The sequence below is a fragment of the Streptomyces sp. NPDC001020 genome (assembly GCF_053599115.1).
The window spans coordinates 40,286-56,977 of record NZ_JBSFLQ010000044.1 but is presented as its reverse complement, the minus strand read 5'-3'; the positions used below and the strand labels follow the sequence as shown (position 1 = coordinate 56,977).

At 69.8% G+C, this 16,692-nt stretch carries 15 protein-coding genes and 3 pseudogenes; 7 read left to right on the top strand and 11 right to left on the bottom strand.

The features are described from left to right. Nucleotides 1–302, bottom strand: a pseudogene (locus ACWDEX_RS31485) (hypothetical protein); the annotation flags it as partial. A 459-nt stretch (nucleotides 303–761) separates the two neighbouring features. Here ACWDEX_RS31485 and ACWDEX_RS31480 point away from each other — a divergent pair. Further along, a complete protein-coding gene (locus tag ACWDEX_RS31480) occupies nucleotides 762–998 on the top strand; it encodes a CsbD family protein (protein WP_450467870.1) in 237 nt (78 codons plus the stop codon). Between the two features lie 211 nt (nucleotides 999–1,209). On the opposite strand, the pseudogene ACWDEX_RS31475 reads toward ACWDEX_RS31480, so the two are convergent. The 3 genes and pseudogenes from ACWDEX_RS31475 to ACWDEX_RS31465 all read right to left on the bottom strand — a co-directional run. After that, nucleotides 1,210–1,908: pseudogene (locus ACWDEX_RS31475) on the bottom strand (HAD family hydrolase); the annotation flags it as partial. Beyond that, complete coding sequence (locus ACWDEX_RS31470; protein ID WP_450467869.1) at nucleotides 1,905–2,993, bottom strand: ABC transporter ATP-binding protein; 1,089 nt, start codon at nucleotides 2,991–2,993, stop codon at nucleotides 1,905–1,907. The gene ACWDEX_RS31470 and the pseudogene ACWDEX_RS31475, both read right to left, overlap by 4 nt. 6 nt (nucleotides 2,994–2,999) lie before the next feature. Then, nucleotides 3,000–3,479: pseudogene (locus ACWDEX_RS31465) on the bottom strand (ABC transporter permease); the annotation flags it as partial. Between the two features lie 67 nt (nucleotides 3,480–3,546). Between ACWDEX_RS31465 and ACWDEX_RS31460 the strand changes: the two are divergent. Next, on the top strand, nucleotides 3,547–4,404 hold the full coding sequence (locus ACWDEX_RS31460) for an alkaline phosphatase family protein (RefSeq protein WP_450467868.1): 858 nt from the start codon (nucleotides 3,547–3,549) through the stop codon (nucleotides 4,402–4,404). Nucleotides 4,405–4,501: 97 nt separating this feature from the next. Here the strand turns inward: ACWDEX_RS31460 and ACWDEX_RS31455 are convergent, their stop codons facing one another. The 4 genes from ACWDEX_RS31455 to ACWDEX_RS31440 all read right to left on the bottom strand — a co-directional run bounded on the left by ACWDEX_RS31455 (nucleotide 4,502) and on the right by ACWDEX_RS31440 (nucleotide 6,902). Further along, the gene (locus ACWDEX_RS31455) at nucleotides 4,502–4,660 is read right to left on the bottom strand and encodes a hypothetical protein (protein ID WP_450467867.1); all 159 of its coding nucleotides are present in this window, start codon (nucleotides 4,658–4,660) and stop codon (nucleotides 4,502–4,504) included. A gap of 5 nt (nucleotides 4,661–4,665) precedes the next feature. Further along, on the bottom strand, nucleotides 4,666–4,842 hold the full coding sequence (locus ACWDEX_RS31450) for a hypothetical protein (RefSeq protein ID WP_450467866.1): 177 nt from the start codon (nucleotides 4,840–4,842) through the stop codon (nucleotides 4,666–4,668). Between the two features lie 127 nt (nucleotides 4,843–4,969). Further along, complete coding sequence (locus ACWDEX_RS31445; protein ID WP_450467872.1) at nucleotides 4,970–5,440, bottom strand: TetR/AcrR family transcriptional regulator C-terminal domain-containing protein; 471 nt, start codon at nucleotides 5,438–5,440, stop codon at nucleotides 4,970–4,972. A 52-nt stretch (nucleotides 5,441–5,492) separates the two neighbouring features. Continuing rightward, nucleotides 5,493–6,902 (bottom strand): aminotransferase-like domain-containing protein, encoded by a 1,410-nt coding sequence (locus tag ACWDEX_RS31440; protein WP_450467865.1) that lies wholly within the window; start codon nucleotides 6,900–6,902, stop codon nucleotides 5,493–5,495. A gap of 78 nt (nucleotides 6,903–6,980) precedes the next feature. On the opposite strand from ACWDEX_RS31440, the gene ACWDEX_RS31435 reads away from it, so the two are divergent. Next, nucleotides 6,981–8,171 (top strand): trans-sulfuration enzyme family protein, encoded by a 1,191-nt coding sequence (locus ACWDEX_RS31435; RefSeq protein WP_450467864.1) that lies wholly within the window; start codon nucleotides 6,981–6,983, stop codon nucleotides 8,169–8,171. 673 nt (nucleotides 8,172–8,844) lie between these two features. Here ACWDEX_RS31435 and ACWDEX_RS31430 read toward each other — a convergent pair. The 3 genes from ACWDEX_RS31430 to ACWDEX_RS31420 all read right to left on the bottom strand — a co-directional run bounded on the left by ACWDEX_RS31430 (nucleotide 8,845) and on the right by ACWDEX_RS31420 (nucleotide 11,420). Continuing rightward, entirely contained in the window at nucleotides 8,845–9,480 is a 636-nt protein-coding gene (locus ACWDEX_RS31430) for an imine reductase family protein (RefSeq protein WP_450467863.1), read from the bottom strand. Between the two features lie 149 nt (nucleotides 9,481–9,629). Beyond that, nucleotides 9,630–10,775: an FAD-dependent monooxygenase gene (locus ACWDEX_RS31425; protein ID WP_450467862.1), complete on the bottom strand. Its 1,146-nt coding sequence runs from the start codon at nucleotides 10,773–10,775 to the stop codon at nucleotides 9,630–9,632. A 78-nt stretch (nucleotides 10,776–10,853) separates the two neighbouring features. Then, the gene (locus tag ACWDEX_RS31420; protein WP_450467861.1) at nucleotides 10,854–11,420 is read right to left on the bottom strand and encodes a TetR/AcrR family transcriptional regulator; all 567 of its coding nucleotides are present in this window, start codon (nucleotides 11,418–11,420) and stop codon (nucleotides 10,854–10,856) included. Nucleotides 11,421–12,188: 768 nt separating this feature from the next. On the opposite strand from ACWDEX_RS31420, the gene ACWDEX_RS31415 reads away from it, so the two are divergent. The 4 genes from ACWDEX_RS31415 (at nucleotide 12,189) to ACWDEX_RS31400 (ending at nucleotide 16,457) form a co-directional block, all read left to right on the top strand. Next, nucleotides 12,189–12,887, top strand: a complete 699-nt coding sequence (locus ACWDEX_RS31415) for a VIT1/CCC1 transporter family protein (protein WP_450467860.1) — start codon at nucleotides 12,189–12,191, stop codon at nucleotides 12,885–12,887. A gap of 802 nt (nucleotides 12,888–13,689) precedes the next feature. Then, a complete protein-coding gene (locus ACWDEX_RS31410) occupies nucleotides 13,690–15,078 on the top strand; it encodes an MBL fold metallo-hydrolase (RefSeq protein WP_450467859.1) in 1,389 nt (462 codons plus the stop codon). Nucleotides 15,079–15,558: 480 nt separating this feature from the next. After that, nucleotides 15,559–15,717 carry a hypothetical protein gene (locus ACWDEX_RS31405; RefSeq protein WP_450467858.1) on the top strand — a complete coding sequence of 53 codons (159 nt, stop codon included), beginning with the start codon at nucleotides 15,559–15,561 and terminating at the stop codon, nucleotides 15,715–15,717. Further along, on the top strand, nucleotides 15,714–16,457 hold the full coding sequence (locus ACWDEX_RS31400) for a sulfite exporter TauE/SafE family protein (RefSeq protein WP_450467857.1): 744 nt from the start codon (nucleotides 15,714–15,716) through the stop codon (nucleotides 16,455–16,457). The genes ACWDEX_RS31405 and ACWDEX_RS31400 overlap by 4 nt, the downstream gene beginning before the upstream one ends. The last annotated feature ends 235 nt before the right edge of the window (nucleotides 16,458–16,692 follow it).

Sequence of the window (16,692 nt, the reverse complement as noted above, 5' to 3'; positions counted from 1 at the left end):
AACGTCGACGCCATCGGCCCCACCGCGACCGAGCCGAGGAAGCCACTCGTCGGCGACCCGCCGTCGATCCAGCCCTTGCCGGACGCCGTGGAGTAGCCAAGGCCGAAGGTCTTGTCCAGGAACGCCCACAGGAAGATGAACCCGGTCAGAATGCGCAGGGACGCGAGGGCGCAGGCCACTGCGGAGTGCGCGCGCGAGTCGGCGTGTGCCGACACGGCGGATGCGGGGGCGGGGGCTCGGTGCCGACGGAAGGTCGGCCGGTGGAAGACCGAGCTCCGGTGAGAGTGCTCGTGCGCGGTCATGACTGTGGTCCCTCCAGGGATGACCAGGCCAACGTTCTCCTGACACCACCCACTCTCCTCGGGTGCGCGGCGTTGTGCCCCGCTACCGAGCACCAGACAAACTGGATCTGGTGGAGCACTTCCGGGGTGCCGACTTGGTCGTGCATTTACGGCGGTCACCCGGCGGGCGGCGCTCTGCCGACGGTGTCGGCCACCGTCACCGCCTCGTCGAGATGGCCATCCTGGCGGCCGAGCGAGAGTTCCGACGACCGTTTCGGGGGCTCGGCGGGCTCGCGGTGGCTCCTTTCCAGTGGGGCCCACCGTGGTGTCGCAAGGCGGACGGGTCCGGCGGTGCCCGTCGGTCTTTACTCCCGCGTACCCCGAGGGGACCCACCTTCACATCCGAGGTTTGATGCGGGTGCGCCGAGGTAGTCGGGGGGCGTAATCAAAGCCGAAGTGGTCGGTCGAGGAGCTGATCCCGTGTCTGGTCAGGGAAAGAAGATCCGGGGCAAGGCCCAGGAGACGATGGGCAAGGCCAAGGAAAAGACTGGGCGCGCTACTGGCGACGAGGAACTGCGCCTCAAGGGCATGGGCGACCGCGTCGCGGGCAAGGCCCGCAAGGCGGCCGGTGAGGCAGGCCAGACGGTGCGCGGCACGACGGAAGAGGTGAAGGGCAAGGCGGAGGAGACCAAGGGAAGGATCCGCAAAAACATGTGACGCGTCCTTCCTTGTGATGGATACGACTAGCTAGACCGGCCGCCGGTCGGAGGGTGCCAGGGGGTGTGGGTAGCGGCGGCCGGTACGTCAGCGTGGCCGCCACCACCCTCCTGCGCGACTCCTACCGGGTGACGCACCCCGACCCGGTGTGCGATCCGGGCACCACCTGGTCCCCGGTCAACCCGCGGCCCGACGCGACCCCGTCGCCGTGCACCATCGACCGGAGCAGCGCGACGTCCGCCTGCTCCAGGCTGCCCAGCACCATGCGTCCGGGGGCCGCCGGTATCGGCGCGAGGGACGGAACCGCGAGTACTCGACAGCCCGCGGCCTCGGCGGAGGCGACACCGATGGCAGTGTCCTCCACTGCCACGCACGCCGACGGTGGTACGTCCAACGCGCGGGCCGCCGCCACATAGGGGTCGGGGGCGGGTTTGGTGCGCGGGGTGTCGTCGGCGGTGACGGACACCGCGAACCGCTCCTCGCCCAGGGTCCGCAGCACGATGTCCACGACGGAGCGCGGGGACGCGGTCACCAGCGCGGTCTCGATGCCCTCCTGCCGCAGCCGGTCGAGGAGTTCGAGCGCGCCGGGCCGCGGCACGATCCGTGCCTCGACGCGGGCCTCGAACTCCTCGCCCAGCTTCCCGGCGAGCTCGGCGAGCGGCACGGTGGCGCGGGTGACGCGCAGCAGGTGGGCCGCGGTGTGCTCCACGGGACGACCCAGGACGTCGGGCTGGTCGGCGTCGGTGAGGTCGTACTCCAGCGTGGACGCCACGTGCTGGACGGCCTGCCACCACAGTTCCTCGGTGTCCACAAGGGTGCCGTCCATGTCGAACAGGACGGCCTGGAGCGGGCGGGGGCCGATGGTGTCGGGGGACACTGTCTCTCTTTCGGGGCGGGTCGTGCGGGTCATGCGCGGGCGGCGGTGAGCACCGGGCGGTCGGGCAGGGTCACGGTGACCGTAGTGCCCGGGGTGAGCGTGGCCGCGTCGTGGGTGGGCAGATCGGCCTTCACGGCGGTGCCGTCGGGCAGCGCCACGGTCAGCCGGGTGACGGCGCCGAGGAAGGCACTCGCGGTGACGCGGGCAGTGCCCTCGGGGTCCGCGCTCACGCCGACCGACTCCGGGCGCACCAGCACGTCCACCTCCGGACCCGCGGGCGCCTCGCCGTCCACCGGCATCCTGCGGCCCAACACCTCGACGGTCGCGACGTCGACGATCCGGGCCGGGATGCGGCTCATCGTGCCGACGAACTCGGCGGTGAAGGCGGTCGCCGGACGCCTGTAAAGCTCGGCCGGGGGCGCGCACTGCTCCATCCGGCCCGCGCGCATCACCGCGACGCGGTCCGCCATGGACAGCGCCTCCTCCTGGTCGTGGGTGACGAACAAGGTGGTGATGCCCAGCTCCTGCTGCACGCGCCGGATCTCCTCGCGCAGTGTCAGCCGCACCTTGGCGTCCAGCGCGGACAGCGGCTCGTCCAGCAGCAGCACCCTGGGGCGTAGCGCGAGGGCCCGGGCGAGGGCGATGCGCTGCTGCTGCCCGCCGGAGAGCTGGTGCGGGAAGCGGCCGGCCTTGTCGGGCAGGCCCACCAACTCCAGCAGTTCAGCGGCACGCTCGCGCCGCCGGGCGGTAGGAACCTTGCGCATGCGTAGTCCGAACGCCACGTTGTCCAGGGCGGTCAGATGCGGGAAGAGGCTGTAGGACTGGAAGACCATGCCTGCGTCGCGACGGTGGGCGGGCACTGCGGTGATGTCCCGACCGTCCACGAGGATCTGCCCCGAGTCGGGGTGCTCGAAGCCGGCGAGCATGCGCAGCGCGGTGGTCTTGCCGCAGCCGGACGGGCCGAGCAGGGCGAGGAGTTCACCGGGGCGCACGGTCAGGTCGAGTCCGTCGAGGGCGACGGTCGTGCCGAACGACCGGCGCAGGGCACGCAGTTCGACGGAGGCGGCGAAGCCATCGGCGGACGCGGTCAGTGGGGATTCGACGGTCATCGAGGTCATGGGACGTCAACTCTTTTGATCAGTAGTACGGGAGGAGCGGCGGCGCCCGCCGAGGGGCGCCAGCGCGAGGAGCAGTACCCAGGTGACCAGCAGGCTGAGCACGGACACCGCCACGGACAGCCGGGCCTGCGAGCCACTGACGTTCACGATCCAGACGGCGAACGGCTGGAAGCCCAGCACCCGGGCCACCGTGAACTCGCCCAGCACCAGCGCGAGGGTGAGGAACGAGGCGTTCAGCAGCGCCCCGCGCAGATTTGGCAGCACCACGCTCACGACCGCGCGCGGCCAGCCGGCGCCGCAGCTGCGGGCCGCCTCGACGAGCGTGCGGACGTCGACGGCACGCAGCCCCGAGTCCAGCGCCCGGTAGACGAACGGCAGCGCCATCACCGTGTAGACGATGACGAGCACCCCCGGGAACGACGGGTCCTGAAGCGTGGCGAACATCTGGAACAGCGGGGTGTCGGCCAGCTGTTCCGGGCCCCAGTCGCCGACGCCCCGTACCTGACCGGTGCATCGTGGGGCCCGCACCGCACCACCGGAAGGAACCCCGGCCATGCCAGCCCAGCCCCTCGGCCCCGCACCGCACGTGCTCGTCGTCGGAATCGACGGGGTCCGCTACGACCTGCTCGGCCAGGTACCGACCCCGCACCTCGACGCGGTCGCGGAGAGCGGCTTCCTCACGCCCGTCCGAATCGACCTCAGCACCCCCACGATGTCCGGCCCCTGCTGGGCCACCATCGCCACCGGCGTCGGCCCGGCCAAGCACGGCATCTGGGGCAACAACTTCACCGGCAATCGCCTGGAGGTCTTCCCGGACTTCGCCACCCGCCTGGCCCGCGAGGACGGGCGGCGTACGTTCGTCGCGGGCGGCTGGGAGCCGCTGATGATCCAGCGGGACGGCGGCCCGCTGTTCCGGGCCCCTGGTCGGCTGACGTTCATCGGGCCCGCCGACCACAGTCCCAAGGCATGGGACGACTGCGACGAACAGATCACGGCCGAGGCCGAGCACGTCTTCGCCACCAGCGACCCCGAGGCGTCCTTCGTCTACCTCGGCGCCGTCGACGAGACCGGCCACGCCCTGGGCTGCGGCGCCGAGTACCGCGAGGCGATCCGGCGGGCCGACGAGCGCCTGGGCCGGCTGCTCGCGGCGGTTCACGGCCGCCGGTCCTACGCGAACGAGGCGTGGACCGTCATCGTCGTCACCGACCACGGCCATGTCGACGCCGGCGGCCACGGCGGCGACACCCCAGAGGAGCGCACCGCCTGGATCGCCGGCACCGGCCCGCAGTTCCCGCCGGGGAAGCCCGTCGGCACCCTCCGTCACCCCGATGTCGCCGCCCAGGTCTACGCCTCGCTCGGCCGCCCCATCGACCCGCACTGGACCCTGGACGGGCGCCCGTTCGGCAGCTGACCGCCCCGACGCGAAGCCGGTCAGGCGGCGACCTCCTCGGCCCGGTCGGTAGACCCCCACAGGCAGGCCGCGGCCCGGCGGGTGCGACGGCGACGTGCTACCGCGGACACTGCTTGGCGTGGGCGAGCGCTTCGCCGTGCATCGCGGTGTCGGGATTGGCCTTGGTGCGGGCGGCCTTCACCTTCGGCAGACAGGCGGGCACCGACACCATGTCGGCCTTCGGCGGCGCCGGGACGGTGCCGCGGCCGGTGGTCACGACCGTCAGCGCGGTGCGGTAGGCGTCACGGTGGCGGCCCTCGTCCGCGCGCGAGCTCGTTCGACGACTGACAGGCCGCCGTAGCCCTCGCGGTCCTGGCCGCGGCGGGTCGCGCTGGTCATGGTCCTGGCCTGGAGCGTGCTGATGGCCGCGGTCGGGCAGGTCGCCGGATAGGCGACCAACGAGGCTCCCTGGCTTCCGAGTTGAGGTGTAGACAGCCCGACTCAACGGCCGCGGGGCCTCGTTTGTTGCCTTCATCCAGCGAAGCAACCGGTATTGCTGCCCCCGCCGAGGGCTGGTTGATCACTGTCACGGACGAGGTCGCTCGATCCTGTGATCGCCGGACGTGAGGGCGGCCCCGTCGTACGCGGTGAGGCCGGCGATGAGGGTGTCGATACTGAAGGCGAAGCGGTCGTCCTGGGTTCCGGCCATGAGGGCGTCCGCGTTTTTGATCAGGTAGGGAAAGCGCGTGGGCGATGTGGCGGCGAAGGCCCGGCCGACCCCGGCGACGAACTGGGCTGCGCGGAGTTCTTCGGGGTCGCGGCCGCTGTCGTCACCGAAGCGCGTCCGTTTGAGATAGGCGTCGTAAACAGTGCTCGCGACGTGGACGGAGAGGTTGTCGAGGGCCCAAGCGGCGGCACGAGGGGGCACGCCTGACTCGATCATGCTCTTGAGCAGCGCCTCCGCGGCGTCGAACATGCGCAGACTGTCGGGGATATGCGCGAACGTCAGCCGGGCCAGATCGTTGTGGCGGGCCAGGAGGGCTCGGCTGGTGTGGATGGGGAGGCCCGGCCCAGAAGCAGCGGCTATCCGTACACCAAGTAGCCCTGGTCTAGCCCACGATGCCGGAGGGGAGGGGGCCTGAGCCGTGGCGGGACTCGAACGCGGTCCAGGCTTCGGCGAGCCGGTGGACGGCGATCCGCAGGTCGGCGGGTTCGGCCACGAAGGACAGTCGGAGGTGATCGGTGAAACCGTGGTCGGGAGAGGATCTGGCGCCTGGGAGTACCTGCACTCTGTGCGTGAGCGCGAGTTGAGCGAAGGACTCTCCGTCGCCGTACGGGAGCCGGACCCACAGGAAGGGACCGCCTGACGGGCGGGTCCACGACCACGTCGGCAACCGTGACCGCAAGAGGTCGCTCATCAGGTCGAGACGTGCGGTCAGTTGCCCTCGCCGTGCCGTGGCCATGTCCCCTGACACCGGCAGGAGATGGGCGGCCAGCTGCTGGCCGATGTGTGAGGAACCGAGGTCTGCCACGGCTTTCAGGCGGGCGAGCCTGGTCATCAGCGTTCTGGGCGCCCGAAGCCAGCCGATTCGCAGGCCGGGCCAGAACAGCTTGCTCAAGGATCCGACGATGACACCGGAAGCGGCGGTCGGCAGGGGGTGCCAGCATCCTTCGAAGACCAGGTCGGCGAGTGTCGTGTCGTCGACGACCGCAACGCCGGCGTGCTCGGCGAGCCGGGCGATCTCGGTCCGCCGTTGGGTGCTCATCACCGTGCCGGTGGGGTTCTGGCAGGCCGTCATCACATAGAGCAGTGAGACGGAGGACCGGGCGAGTGTCTCTCGTAGCGGGCGTACTTTGATGCCCTCGGAGTCGGTGGGCAGCGCCAGAAGCGTCGCCCCCGCGGCGCGGGCGGCGTCGAGGGCGCCGGCGTAGGTGGGGTTCTCGGTGGCAATGACGCCGCCGTCGCGGCCGAACAGCGTGAAGAGCAGGCTGATCGCCTGCTGTGCTCCGCTGGTGACGAGCACTTCGTCGGCCGTGGTCGGCAGTCCGAGTCCGGTGTAGCGGGCGGCGATCCGAGCCCGCAGGGAGGGAAGGCCGAGCGGCTGGTAGCCGAGGCCGGTGGCCGGCTCGCACAGGTCGATGGGGTCCGGTGTCAGGCGGGGTACCGCGTCAGGGCCGGCGACAAGCGATCCGGACAGGTCCACGACACCGACTGCCGGCTCACCCGTCAGTTTGGCTGACGGCATGGTCGCGGCGGGGACCGCCGGACCGATCCGGTGGACGGAGGTGACGACGCGGGTGCCGCTGCCGCGCACACTTTCCAGCAGGCCCTCTTCGCGCAGAAGCCGGTAGGCGCCGATCACGGTGGTCCGGCTCACACCCAGCCACCGAGCTAGGTTGCGCTCGGAGGGCAGCTTGGAACCGGCACCGACCTCGCCCCGGCGCACGGCGTCACGAAGGCCCTCGGCCAACCGCCGGTAGAGCGGTCCAGATGAGTCACCGATAAGACCAACGGGCAAGGTTGAGTGATCCATACGGTCCAATGCTGCACTGATTGGATATCGAAAGCAAAGCCAATCGACCTGCATGCTCGATCCATGGACTCTTTCCTGACCTTTGAGACACTCCTTGCCCACGCCGATGCCGATCCGGACGAACTGAGCGTCGCGCCCCCGATCCATCAGGTGGCGAACTATTCGGCCCCCACAGCAGAGGACTTCGACGCACTCAACGAGCAGTCCCAGCCTCAGCGCTACTACCGGCGTTACGGCAACCCGACGCAGGCCCGACTGGAGCGTGTTGTCGCGGCCGTCGAGGGCGCCGAGGCAGCCCTGGCCACGGCGTCCGGAATGGGGGCGATCACCACGATCCTGGTCGCCCTGCTGTCCCAGGGCGACCATGTCGTCGCCCAGCACAGCATGTACGGCGGCACGCTGAGTCTGCTGCGGGACGTCGCGCCCCGCTTCGGTGTCCAGGTGACCTTCGTGGACCAGACCGACACCGATGCCTTCGCCCGGGCCCTCACACCGGACACCAAGCTGATCATGCTGGAGACACCCAGCAATCCGCTGCTCCAGCTGACCGATGTGGAAGCGGTCACCGCGCTTGCCCGCACTCGCGGCATCCTCACCTTCGCCGACAACACCGTTGCGACTCCCTTCAATCAAAGGCCACTGGAGCAGGGCGTGGACCTCGTCATGCACAGCGTCACCAAGGCCATATCCGGGCATGCGGACGTGCAAGCCGGGATCGTGCTCGGCAGCGGCGGTCTGATCGAACGGCTCTGGAAAGCTCACACCTTGGTGGGCTCGGTCGTCAGCCCGTTCGATGCCTGGCTCGCGCTGCGTGGCCTGCGGACGCTGTCGTTGCGGGCGGAGCGGCAGAATCAGTGCGCGCAGGCCGTGGCCGAGTACCTGGTCGATCACCCCGCAGTACGAGCGGTGAACTACCCCGGGCTCCTCGGCCACCCCCAGCATGACCTCGCGAAGCGGCAGATGCGGGGCTTCGGTGGACTGCTGAGCTTCGAGCTTCGTGGGGGCCAGGCGGCGGCCGAGCAACTCATCTCGGAACTACGCCTTCCGGTGCGTTCCCCCAGCCTGGGCGGCCCCCGCTCGACGCTGGTGCGGCCCGCCGCGATGTGGTCGAACGAACTGACCGAGGAACAACTTGCCGAGGCCGGAGTCCCCGCTGGTTTGATCCGCTTCGCCGTCGGCCTCGAGCACGAAACAGACCTGATCGCCGATCTCGGTCAGGCGTTCGCCGCACTGGCCGCGGAGTATGCCGAATGATGGCGGAACTGTGGCCGTTGCGCTCGTTGTAGTCCTGCTGCTGTGCGGTCGCGAGGGTGTCCAGGTTGTTCGTCACACAACGACCTTGGACACCCTCGTTCACGTCTCCACGGACACCCATTGGAACCAATCCTCTAGTGTCCTGCGCCGGCAATTCGATCAAGATATGAGGCTGAGGGCTGTCCCGTAATCCCTGGCGGGCGCGCGACGACAGCCCTTAGTCGCTGCGGGATCTCGTCGGCATCCTTCGTCGGGTCTGTCCAGTGAGCGTACGGACCCGGTCTCGGCCGTCGGCGCCACCGTGCAACCTCGACTGGCCTCGGTTCGTCCGGGCCACGCCCCGGAGCGCCGGACGGGCCACCCACGAGCGGGCGTTGGGACTGTGACATCGGGCGAGGCCGGCGGGGCTGACGACAAGGCTGATTGAAATTCCCCACCCCCGGCAAAGGCATGGGCAAACCTGCTCTGCTGACTTCCCCGCCTTTGATGGGACCTTGTTCGGCGTGTCGAAGTGGGCCAGGTACGCATCCCTGAGCTCACCGGTCGGCGTTCGGCCTCGCGCCCTGTGGAGAGCGGATGGGAAACCCGTGCCGGCTCGCGGCAATGGTCACTGTCAGACCGACCGCAAGTAGAGCCAGTGCCGTCCATGGCAGCGCCTCGGGTCCTTCACGGTTTACGGTGCGGGGTGGCGGAGTTGTTCGATGATCGCTGCGTAGCTGTTGCTGCCGTGTCCGTTGGCTACTGCTCGTTCGGCCAGGGTCGCGTGGAGTTCGGGTAGTTCGGCGTTGATGTCGGCGGCGTGGCTTTCGTGGAGGAGGTGTTTCATCCCGGCCAGGTTCGTGTTGACGGTGGATTCGGTGGCCGGGTAGGTGCCGTCGTCGATCTGCTGCGCGTAGCCGGGCACCCAGTCGGCTACGGTTTCGATGCCCGTCTTGGCGATACGGGCGAATGCGGCCGCGGCGATTCCCGCGGTGCCGAGCAGGGCAGCGCCGTGCAAGAAGCCGTTGAGTGTGCTCCACACCAGACTCAGTGCGGCCGCGTCGAACAGGGACGGCAGCCCATGGTCTGCGCCGAAGTACACGGGGTCGCCGAGACTGCTGAGTGCCTGTTGGTGCCGGCCGAATGCGGTGGTTGGACCGCTGTAGAGGATGGTGGCGTTCGCGGTGCCGATGGCCGGGGGTACGGCCATGATCGCGCCGTCGAGGTAGGCGGCGCCTTGGCACATCGCCCACTTGGCCGTTTCACGGGCCGCTTGTGAGGTGCCCGAGGTCAGGTTGACCAGGGTGCGGCCAGCCAGATCCCGGCTCACGGGTTCGAAAGGCCTGGGCGAGGGCTTGGCCCATCAGGCCCAGGCCGAGGACCGAGAGGGGGATACGACCGGTGTCGGTGTCGGTGTCGGCGTCGTGCATCTTGTGCTCGCTTCCGGTGAATGGGCATCGGCAGAGGGGTGCCCTGAAGTCAACTCGTGGTCCTGGGCAGCTGCCAGGAGGTGCGCAGCTGGCACACCAGGACGGAGGCCGGGGTCAGGCGGACGAGGGTGTTGCGTACCCGGGTGCGTGTGGGAGTGCTCCAGTGGGCGATGCGTCCGATCTGGTGGGCGGCCTTGACGACGGCGTTGGCCCTGGGCTGGCGGAAGCGTTCGTAGCGGCGCAGGGCGTCGGGGATGGGGCCGTACTCGGTGATCAGGTCGGTGAGGGCGAGAGCGTCCTCGATGGCCTGGCACGCGCCCTGGCCCAGGTTGGGGGTCATGGGGTGGGCGGCGTCGCCGAGCAGGGTGGTGCGGCCCCTGCCCCACTGCGTGACCGGCGGGCGGTCACGGATGTCGTCGCGGCGGATGGCGCTGAGGGGAGTGCCTTTGACGGCCTGGCGGACGTAATCGGGGAACTCGGCCGTGGCCCGGGTGAGTGCGGCACGGGTGTCACTGTCCTTGCCGTCGGCGGGACCGTTGGCGCACAGGAACCAGTACAAACGGCCGCCATCGATGACGCATCCGCCGAAGCGGCGGCCCGCTCCCCACATCTCTCCGATCCAGTCGCTGGGCAGGGGGTTGACGTCGGTGACGCCGCGCCAGCAGTAGTAGCCGCTGTAGCTGGGTGCCTGGGCGCCCAGCAGTGCGGTTCGGACGGTGGAGCGCAGGCCGTCCGCACCGACCAGCACGGAGCCGCGTACTTCTTGCCCATTGGCGAGGGTGACGGTGGCCTGATCGGGGTCGACGGCGGTGACGGTCGAGGCGAGCCGCAGTTCGCTGGTGCCGAGCTGACTGACCAGTGCCTGGTGGATGGTGGCGCGGTGCAGGCCCAGGGTGGGGGCGCCGATCTCCGCAAGCAGGGCGCCGGCCTGGGCAGGGCTCGGCTTCAGCAGCACGCGGCCGCGGGCATCGTAGACGGCGGCCGTGGAAAGCCGCGCGCCAGCGGCTTCGAAGGGCGCGGCCAGGCCTAGACGGCGCAGCGCGATCAGCGCGTTGGGCTGCACGGTCAGGCCGGCTCCGACAGGGGCGAGCCGTTCGGCCTGCTCCAGGACGACGGCCGGAATGCCGCGGCCGGCGAGTCCCGCCGCGAGGGTGAGTCCGCCGATGCCTGCTCCGGCGATGAGTACGGGGTCCATAAGGTGCTTTCCCTTTCGGGTTCCAGGTTCTGGAGCCGCCTTGCGGCCGATTCCGCCTCGTAGACGGCGGTGCGGAGGTCAGTCGGTGAAGGTGCGCAACAGGCTCAGCAGCGTGGTACGGAGTTCGGCCGGGTCGAGGTCGAGTCCGTCCGGGCCGGCCAGATGCTCGAAGAGCAGACCGTCGATGGAGGCAATGAGTGTTTTCGCGCGCTGCTCCGGTTCGGGGACACCGGCCGCCGCAAGCAGGTCGACGACCGGCCGTCGCACGTGCCCGGCCGCGGTCCTCAGTACCGCCCGCAGTTCGGGCCTGCGTGTAGCCTCCAGGGCGAGTTCGTGGCGGGCGAGCGTGCGCACGCGTCCCTGGGTCCCCCAGTGCTCCAGGTAGGCCACCGTTGCATCGGCGAGCTTCTCTGCTGAGGTAGTGCCCGTCGTCGGCAGCGCGGCGGCATCCGCGATGTCCGCCTCGGCGAGCCGCTCCACGGCCGCCTGCAGCAGCGCCTGCCGGGTTCTGAAGTAGTAGGAGCAGGAACCTTCCGCCAGCCCCGCCCGCTGGTCGACGGCCCGGTGGGTCAGCCCCCGCATACCCTCCGCGGCCAGCGTCTCGATCGCCGCGTCGGCCAGCTGTTTCCGTCGTGTCGAGCTCACGGTCACGGTCGTTTCCTCTTCACACGCCCAATTCCTCTACAGACGTAGAGTATCATTGCCACTACAACTGTAGAGGCCGGAGGGAGGGAAGGTTGTGTGCGGTGAAACCATCGGTCCTTCTCCGGGGTGCTCGGGTTCCACCGCGGGCGCGGACCGAAGGCGGGCCCACTGGTATCGGATCACGGTCAGAACGCGCCGGGCCGGGAATCTCCAGGGCACGGCCATCCGCCGGCCGCCTGTGACTGAGGGTCGTTGCACACCGATCGGAGATCGTCGAGCCGTGACCTCGGTCTTCAGTCGCGGCAAGCGCCACCCGCCGACTGCGCCGTCTCAGCGTTTTGCTCTGGCACCGGGGCACAGTCCGACCCGCAGATACTCCAGGTCACCGCGTCATAGGGGCATGTTCCGGTCAGTCGGGACCGTGCGGCCCAAGTGATCGCCCCCAGCGTCTGAGCACGATAGGGGCAACCACCGAACTGGCCGGCCAGCGGCCCGGCACGGGAGCGGGACGATATGGGTACGGGAACGGACACCAGGGCTCGGCGGGTTTGGGTGAGGGAGGACGATCCGGTGATCGCCGACTCCCTTGTGTGCAGTCTGCGGCGGGCCGCGCAGACGGAGGCCGCGCCCGATGTCGTGCTGCTCGACCTCCACCTGCACGTCACCGGCCGACCTGGAGTCCCACGGTGACCGATCACACGCCACACCCAACGGCCGCCCCGAAGGAACGACCGGCCGGCTTCCCCGCCAATACTGATCTTGACGGCCATGCTCAACCCCCACCAGGAAAGCCACGCTGCCGGTCGGGCCGGATGGCTGCGGGCCGCCGTGCTCGGCGCCAACGACGGCCTGGTCTCCGTCGCCAGCCTGATGGTGGGCCTGGCCGCGAGCGGAGCGAGCACCTCCACTGTCGTCACCGGCGGCCTGGCGGGTCTGTCCGCCGGTGCGATGGCGATGGCCGCCGGCGAGTACATCTCCGTCAGCTCCCAGGTCGACGTCGAGACCGCGGACCGGGCGAAGGAGGCCCGCGAGCTCGCCGAAGCCCCGGAGGCCGAACTCGCCGAGCTCACCGCTATCTACGAGGATCGGGGCGTACCGAGGGAGCTCGCCCGCCAGGTCGCCGAGGCGCTGCACGAGGCCGATCCGCTCAAAGCCCACCTGCGCGACGAACTCGGCCACAGCGAGCACACCACGGCCAACCCTCTCCAGGCCTCCCTCGCCTCCGCCGCCAGCTTCCTCGGCGGTGGACTCGTGCCGTTCCTGGGCCTGCTCGCCGGGTCCACCACCGCACGCCTGTGGCTGATCGTCGCGGTCACCCTCTGCGGCCTCGCCCTGGCAGGAGTGCTCGCCGCCCGCGCCGCCGGAACCAGCCTCCTGCGCCCGGCGCTGCGCGTAGTCATCGGCGGCGGACTCGCCATGGCCATCACAGCGGCCGTCGGCCAACTTGCCCACGTGTCCGGCGTCTGAGCACCCCGTGACAGATGGCCGGGGAGCTAGGAAGCTGCCGCGCTCCGGGGTGCCGTGGCGTTCATGCGTCGTCGACAGCGGTCCGCGCGGTCAGCGTCTGGGCGGAGTCACTTCGAGCCCCATGCCGTCGATGGACCGCGTAGGCCTCAGCGCCTCCCGAATGGCCACCAGGAGCGCTTGGCCGGCGGCGGGCAGCTGCACCGCTGCGCCTTCGGGACCCCGGCAAGCACCTGGTCCACATGGTTCCCGCACCCGGCATAGGTGGCCTTACCGCACTTCCCGCACGTCACTCGACGGCACATGACTCCATCCTTCCCGCCCGCGGGCACTCGCCGGGCCTCCACTCACACGTCGACAATACCCCCTGGGGTATTAATCGCAACGTGACGACCATCGCAGCGCACCGCGACTGCGCGAAACGTCACACCTCAACCGAGCGACAACCCCTCGAACACGCAGCTCGCCACTCGGGACTTCGACCGCGCCTTTAATACCCGGGGGGGTATTTGACGAGCTCGACGCCAGGCCGGTACGGTCGAAGAGCAAGATACCCACGGGGGTATGCGGAGGTGTGAGTGACCTGCGAGATCGATCCCGACTCGTTCGCCTCGGCCTGGTCCGACGGCGGATTCGTGGTGGCCTGGTAGGCCCTCCCGGACCGGCTTCCCCCTTCGCAGGGCGTTCCTCCATCCGAAAGAGACCCGCGCGGCCCTGGCCCGACTGACTGGACTGCCGCGCCTCCCAGACCGCCCGCCTGTATACCCGCCGAGGTATGACGGCTCTCGCTTCAGGAGACTTTTCAGTGTTCTTCGCCCAGTACTACCTCGACTGTTTGTCCCAGGCGTCCTACCTGATCGCCGACGAGTCCACCGGCAAGGCCGTCGTGGTCGACCCGCGCCGGGACGTCTCGGAGTACCTGGCCGACGCCGAGGCGCACGGCTTCACGATCGAGGCCGTCGTCAACACCCACTTCCACGCCGACTTCCTGGCCGGCCACCTCGAGGTGGCCGACCGCACCGGCGCCTGGATCGGCTACGGGCAACGCGCCGAGGCCGAGTACCCCATCCGCAAGCTCGCCGACGGCGAGCGGATCAGCCTGGGCGACGTGACCCTGCAGATCATGGAGACGCCCGGCCACACGCCGGAGTCGATCAGCATCCTGGTCTTCGAAAAGGCCTCGGACGAGGTTCCGTACGGCGTGCTGACCGGCGACGCGCTGTTCATCGGCGACGTCGGCCGACCCGACCTGCTCGCCTCGGTGGGCGTGACGGCCGAGGAGCTCGGCCGGATGCTCTACGACAGCGTCCAGCGCAAGCTCATGTCCCTGCCGGACGAGGTGCGTGTGTTCCCCGCCCACGGCGCGGGCTCGGCCTGCGGCAAGAACCTCTCCACGGAGAAGCAGTCCACGATCGGCGCGCAGCGCGCCACCAACTACGCCTGCCAGCCGATGAATGAGGAGGAGTTCGTCGCCATCGTCGCGGCCGGGCAGCCCACCGCGCCCGGCTACTTCGCCTACGACGCCACACTCAATCGCCAGGAGCGCGACCTCTACGACCCGGCCGCGATGCTCCGCCCACTCTCGGTGGAGGAGTTCCGTGCTGAGCGCACGGCGGGCGCCATGGTCGTCGACGCGCGCAGCCCGCAGGAGTTCAGCGCCGGGCACGTGCGCGGGGCGATCAACGTCCCCGTCGACGGCCGTTTCGCCGAGCAGGCCGGCACCGTCGTCGCCCCGGGCACCCGCATCCTGGTCGTCGCTCCGCAGGACCGCGAGGAGGAGGTCGTCACCCGTCTCGCCCGCATCGGCTTCGACCAGGTCACCGGCTACCTGCGCAACCCCGAGTCCGCTCTGGCGGCCATGGCCGACGAGGTGGCCCCCGCCAGCCGACTGACTGCTGAACAGCTGCGCAGCGCCCTGGCCGGGTCGCAGCCCCCGCTCGTGCTGGACGTACGCAACTGCGGCGAGCGCAGCGACAAGGGCTACATCGAGGGTGCGCTGCACATCGCGCTGGGCGAACTGCCCCAGCGCCTGCACGAAGTCCCCGCCGACCGGCCGCTCGTGCTGCACTGCGCCGGCGGACACCGCTCCTCGATCGCCGCCAGCCTGCTGCGCAACCGCGGCTTCACGGACGTCTCCGACGTGCTCGGCGGCTACGGCGCCTGGGAGCTGCTGAACGCGCCGACCGCGCTCTGACACACCCGCCGCCCCGCCCCGGTGGGAGGACAACGGCCTCGTCCTCCCACCGGACCCTGCGCCGCAAGCGCAGCGCTCCCCCGCCGTGCGTCATACCGGCGATACCTACTGGGGAGCAGGCACCAGCCATGGCGATGACATGCTTGAAAACGGCGGGTTCATCGTCCACTCCGATGACCCTCAGGCGGGTGACCTCGACCTCGGGGTAGAGGCGGAAGCCGACGATGCCCACGCAGGACGCCTTCCCGCCGCGTCAACGGCGACGCGCACAACACCGGCCCGCCAGTCCGACTCCTCCGTCGGCGACAGGGGACCCGCGACAGCCACTGGCGTGCAACCGCCAGAACCACGCCTGCCGGACTGGACGGCCGGCGTCCTGCATGTCGCGCGCCGCCAGCAGCGAAAATACCCCCAGGGGTATTGATGTTATGATGACGTGTACGCCCTTGGGGGCATTTTCCGCGGGAAGGGAACATTTGCGTGTTCTTCATCGACACCGGTCAGCTCAAAGGTTTTGGTAGCGGCAGCTACCTGACCGGCGGCGCGCGGACGGCCGTAGCGGTGGATCCGCCGAGTGGCTCCAGTCAGGTCCTGGTGACCGTCGTCGGCGAACACGGGAACGGCGGTTCGACAGCATGACCGCTCTGATCCTCGCGCTCGCCGCCGGTGCCGTTATCGGCCTGGCCCTTGGCGGACTCGGCGGAGGTGGCAGCGTCCTAGCCGTTCCCGCCCTGATCTATCTGCTCGACTTCACCCCTGCGGAAGCGACCACGGCCAGCCTGGTCATCGTCACCCTGACCTCGATCACGGCGCTGACCGGGCACGCCCGGGACGGCAACGTGGCCTGGCGGACGGGACTGCTCTTCGCCGCCGCGGGCATCGTGCCCGCGATAGTCGCCGGTGCCGTCGCCGGCCACGTGCCGGAGACCCTGCTGACGGTCGCCTTCTCCGTCATAGCGGGGCTCGCCGCCCTGCGCATGCTGCGCCCCGCGCGCACGGAACCGTCCGGCGAGGTGCATCCAGGCAAGGCCGGTGCGGCCGGCACCGGGCTCGGTGCGGTAACCGGGTTCCTCGGTGTGGGCGGCGGCTTCCTCGCCGTACCCGCGCTGGTGAGCGTGCTCGGACTGACCATGCGCCGGGCGGTCGGCACCAGCCTGCTGGTCATCACGATCAACTCACTGGCCGCCCTCGCCGCCCGCGCCGGCACCGGCACGCAGCTGGACTGGGCGGTCATCGCACCGTTCACCGCGGCGGCGATGCTGGGCGCCTGGGACGGCAAACGCCTGTCGAAGAGACTCAAGGGCAATACGCTTCAGCGTATCTTCGCCTACGTGCTGCTCGCGGTCGCTGTGTTCATGTTCGTTGACGTGCTCCTCTGACCACGTCGGCACACCGTCGGGCGCCGCCACCGCCTTGCCGGTCCCGTATGCGCGAGTGTCCGTGGGCAACGCCCTTGCGCTGTGCCGTTTGCCGCGCATCGCCGTCCCTCCACGCACTCGGTCCGGCGACCATTGACCAGGCATCCCTGGGCGTGTTGGAGAAGCAGCACGGTCCCGGACCCTTACCGAACAAGGCATGTACACCACCGCGACTTACGGCGTTGTCAGCTATTGA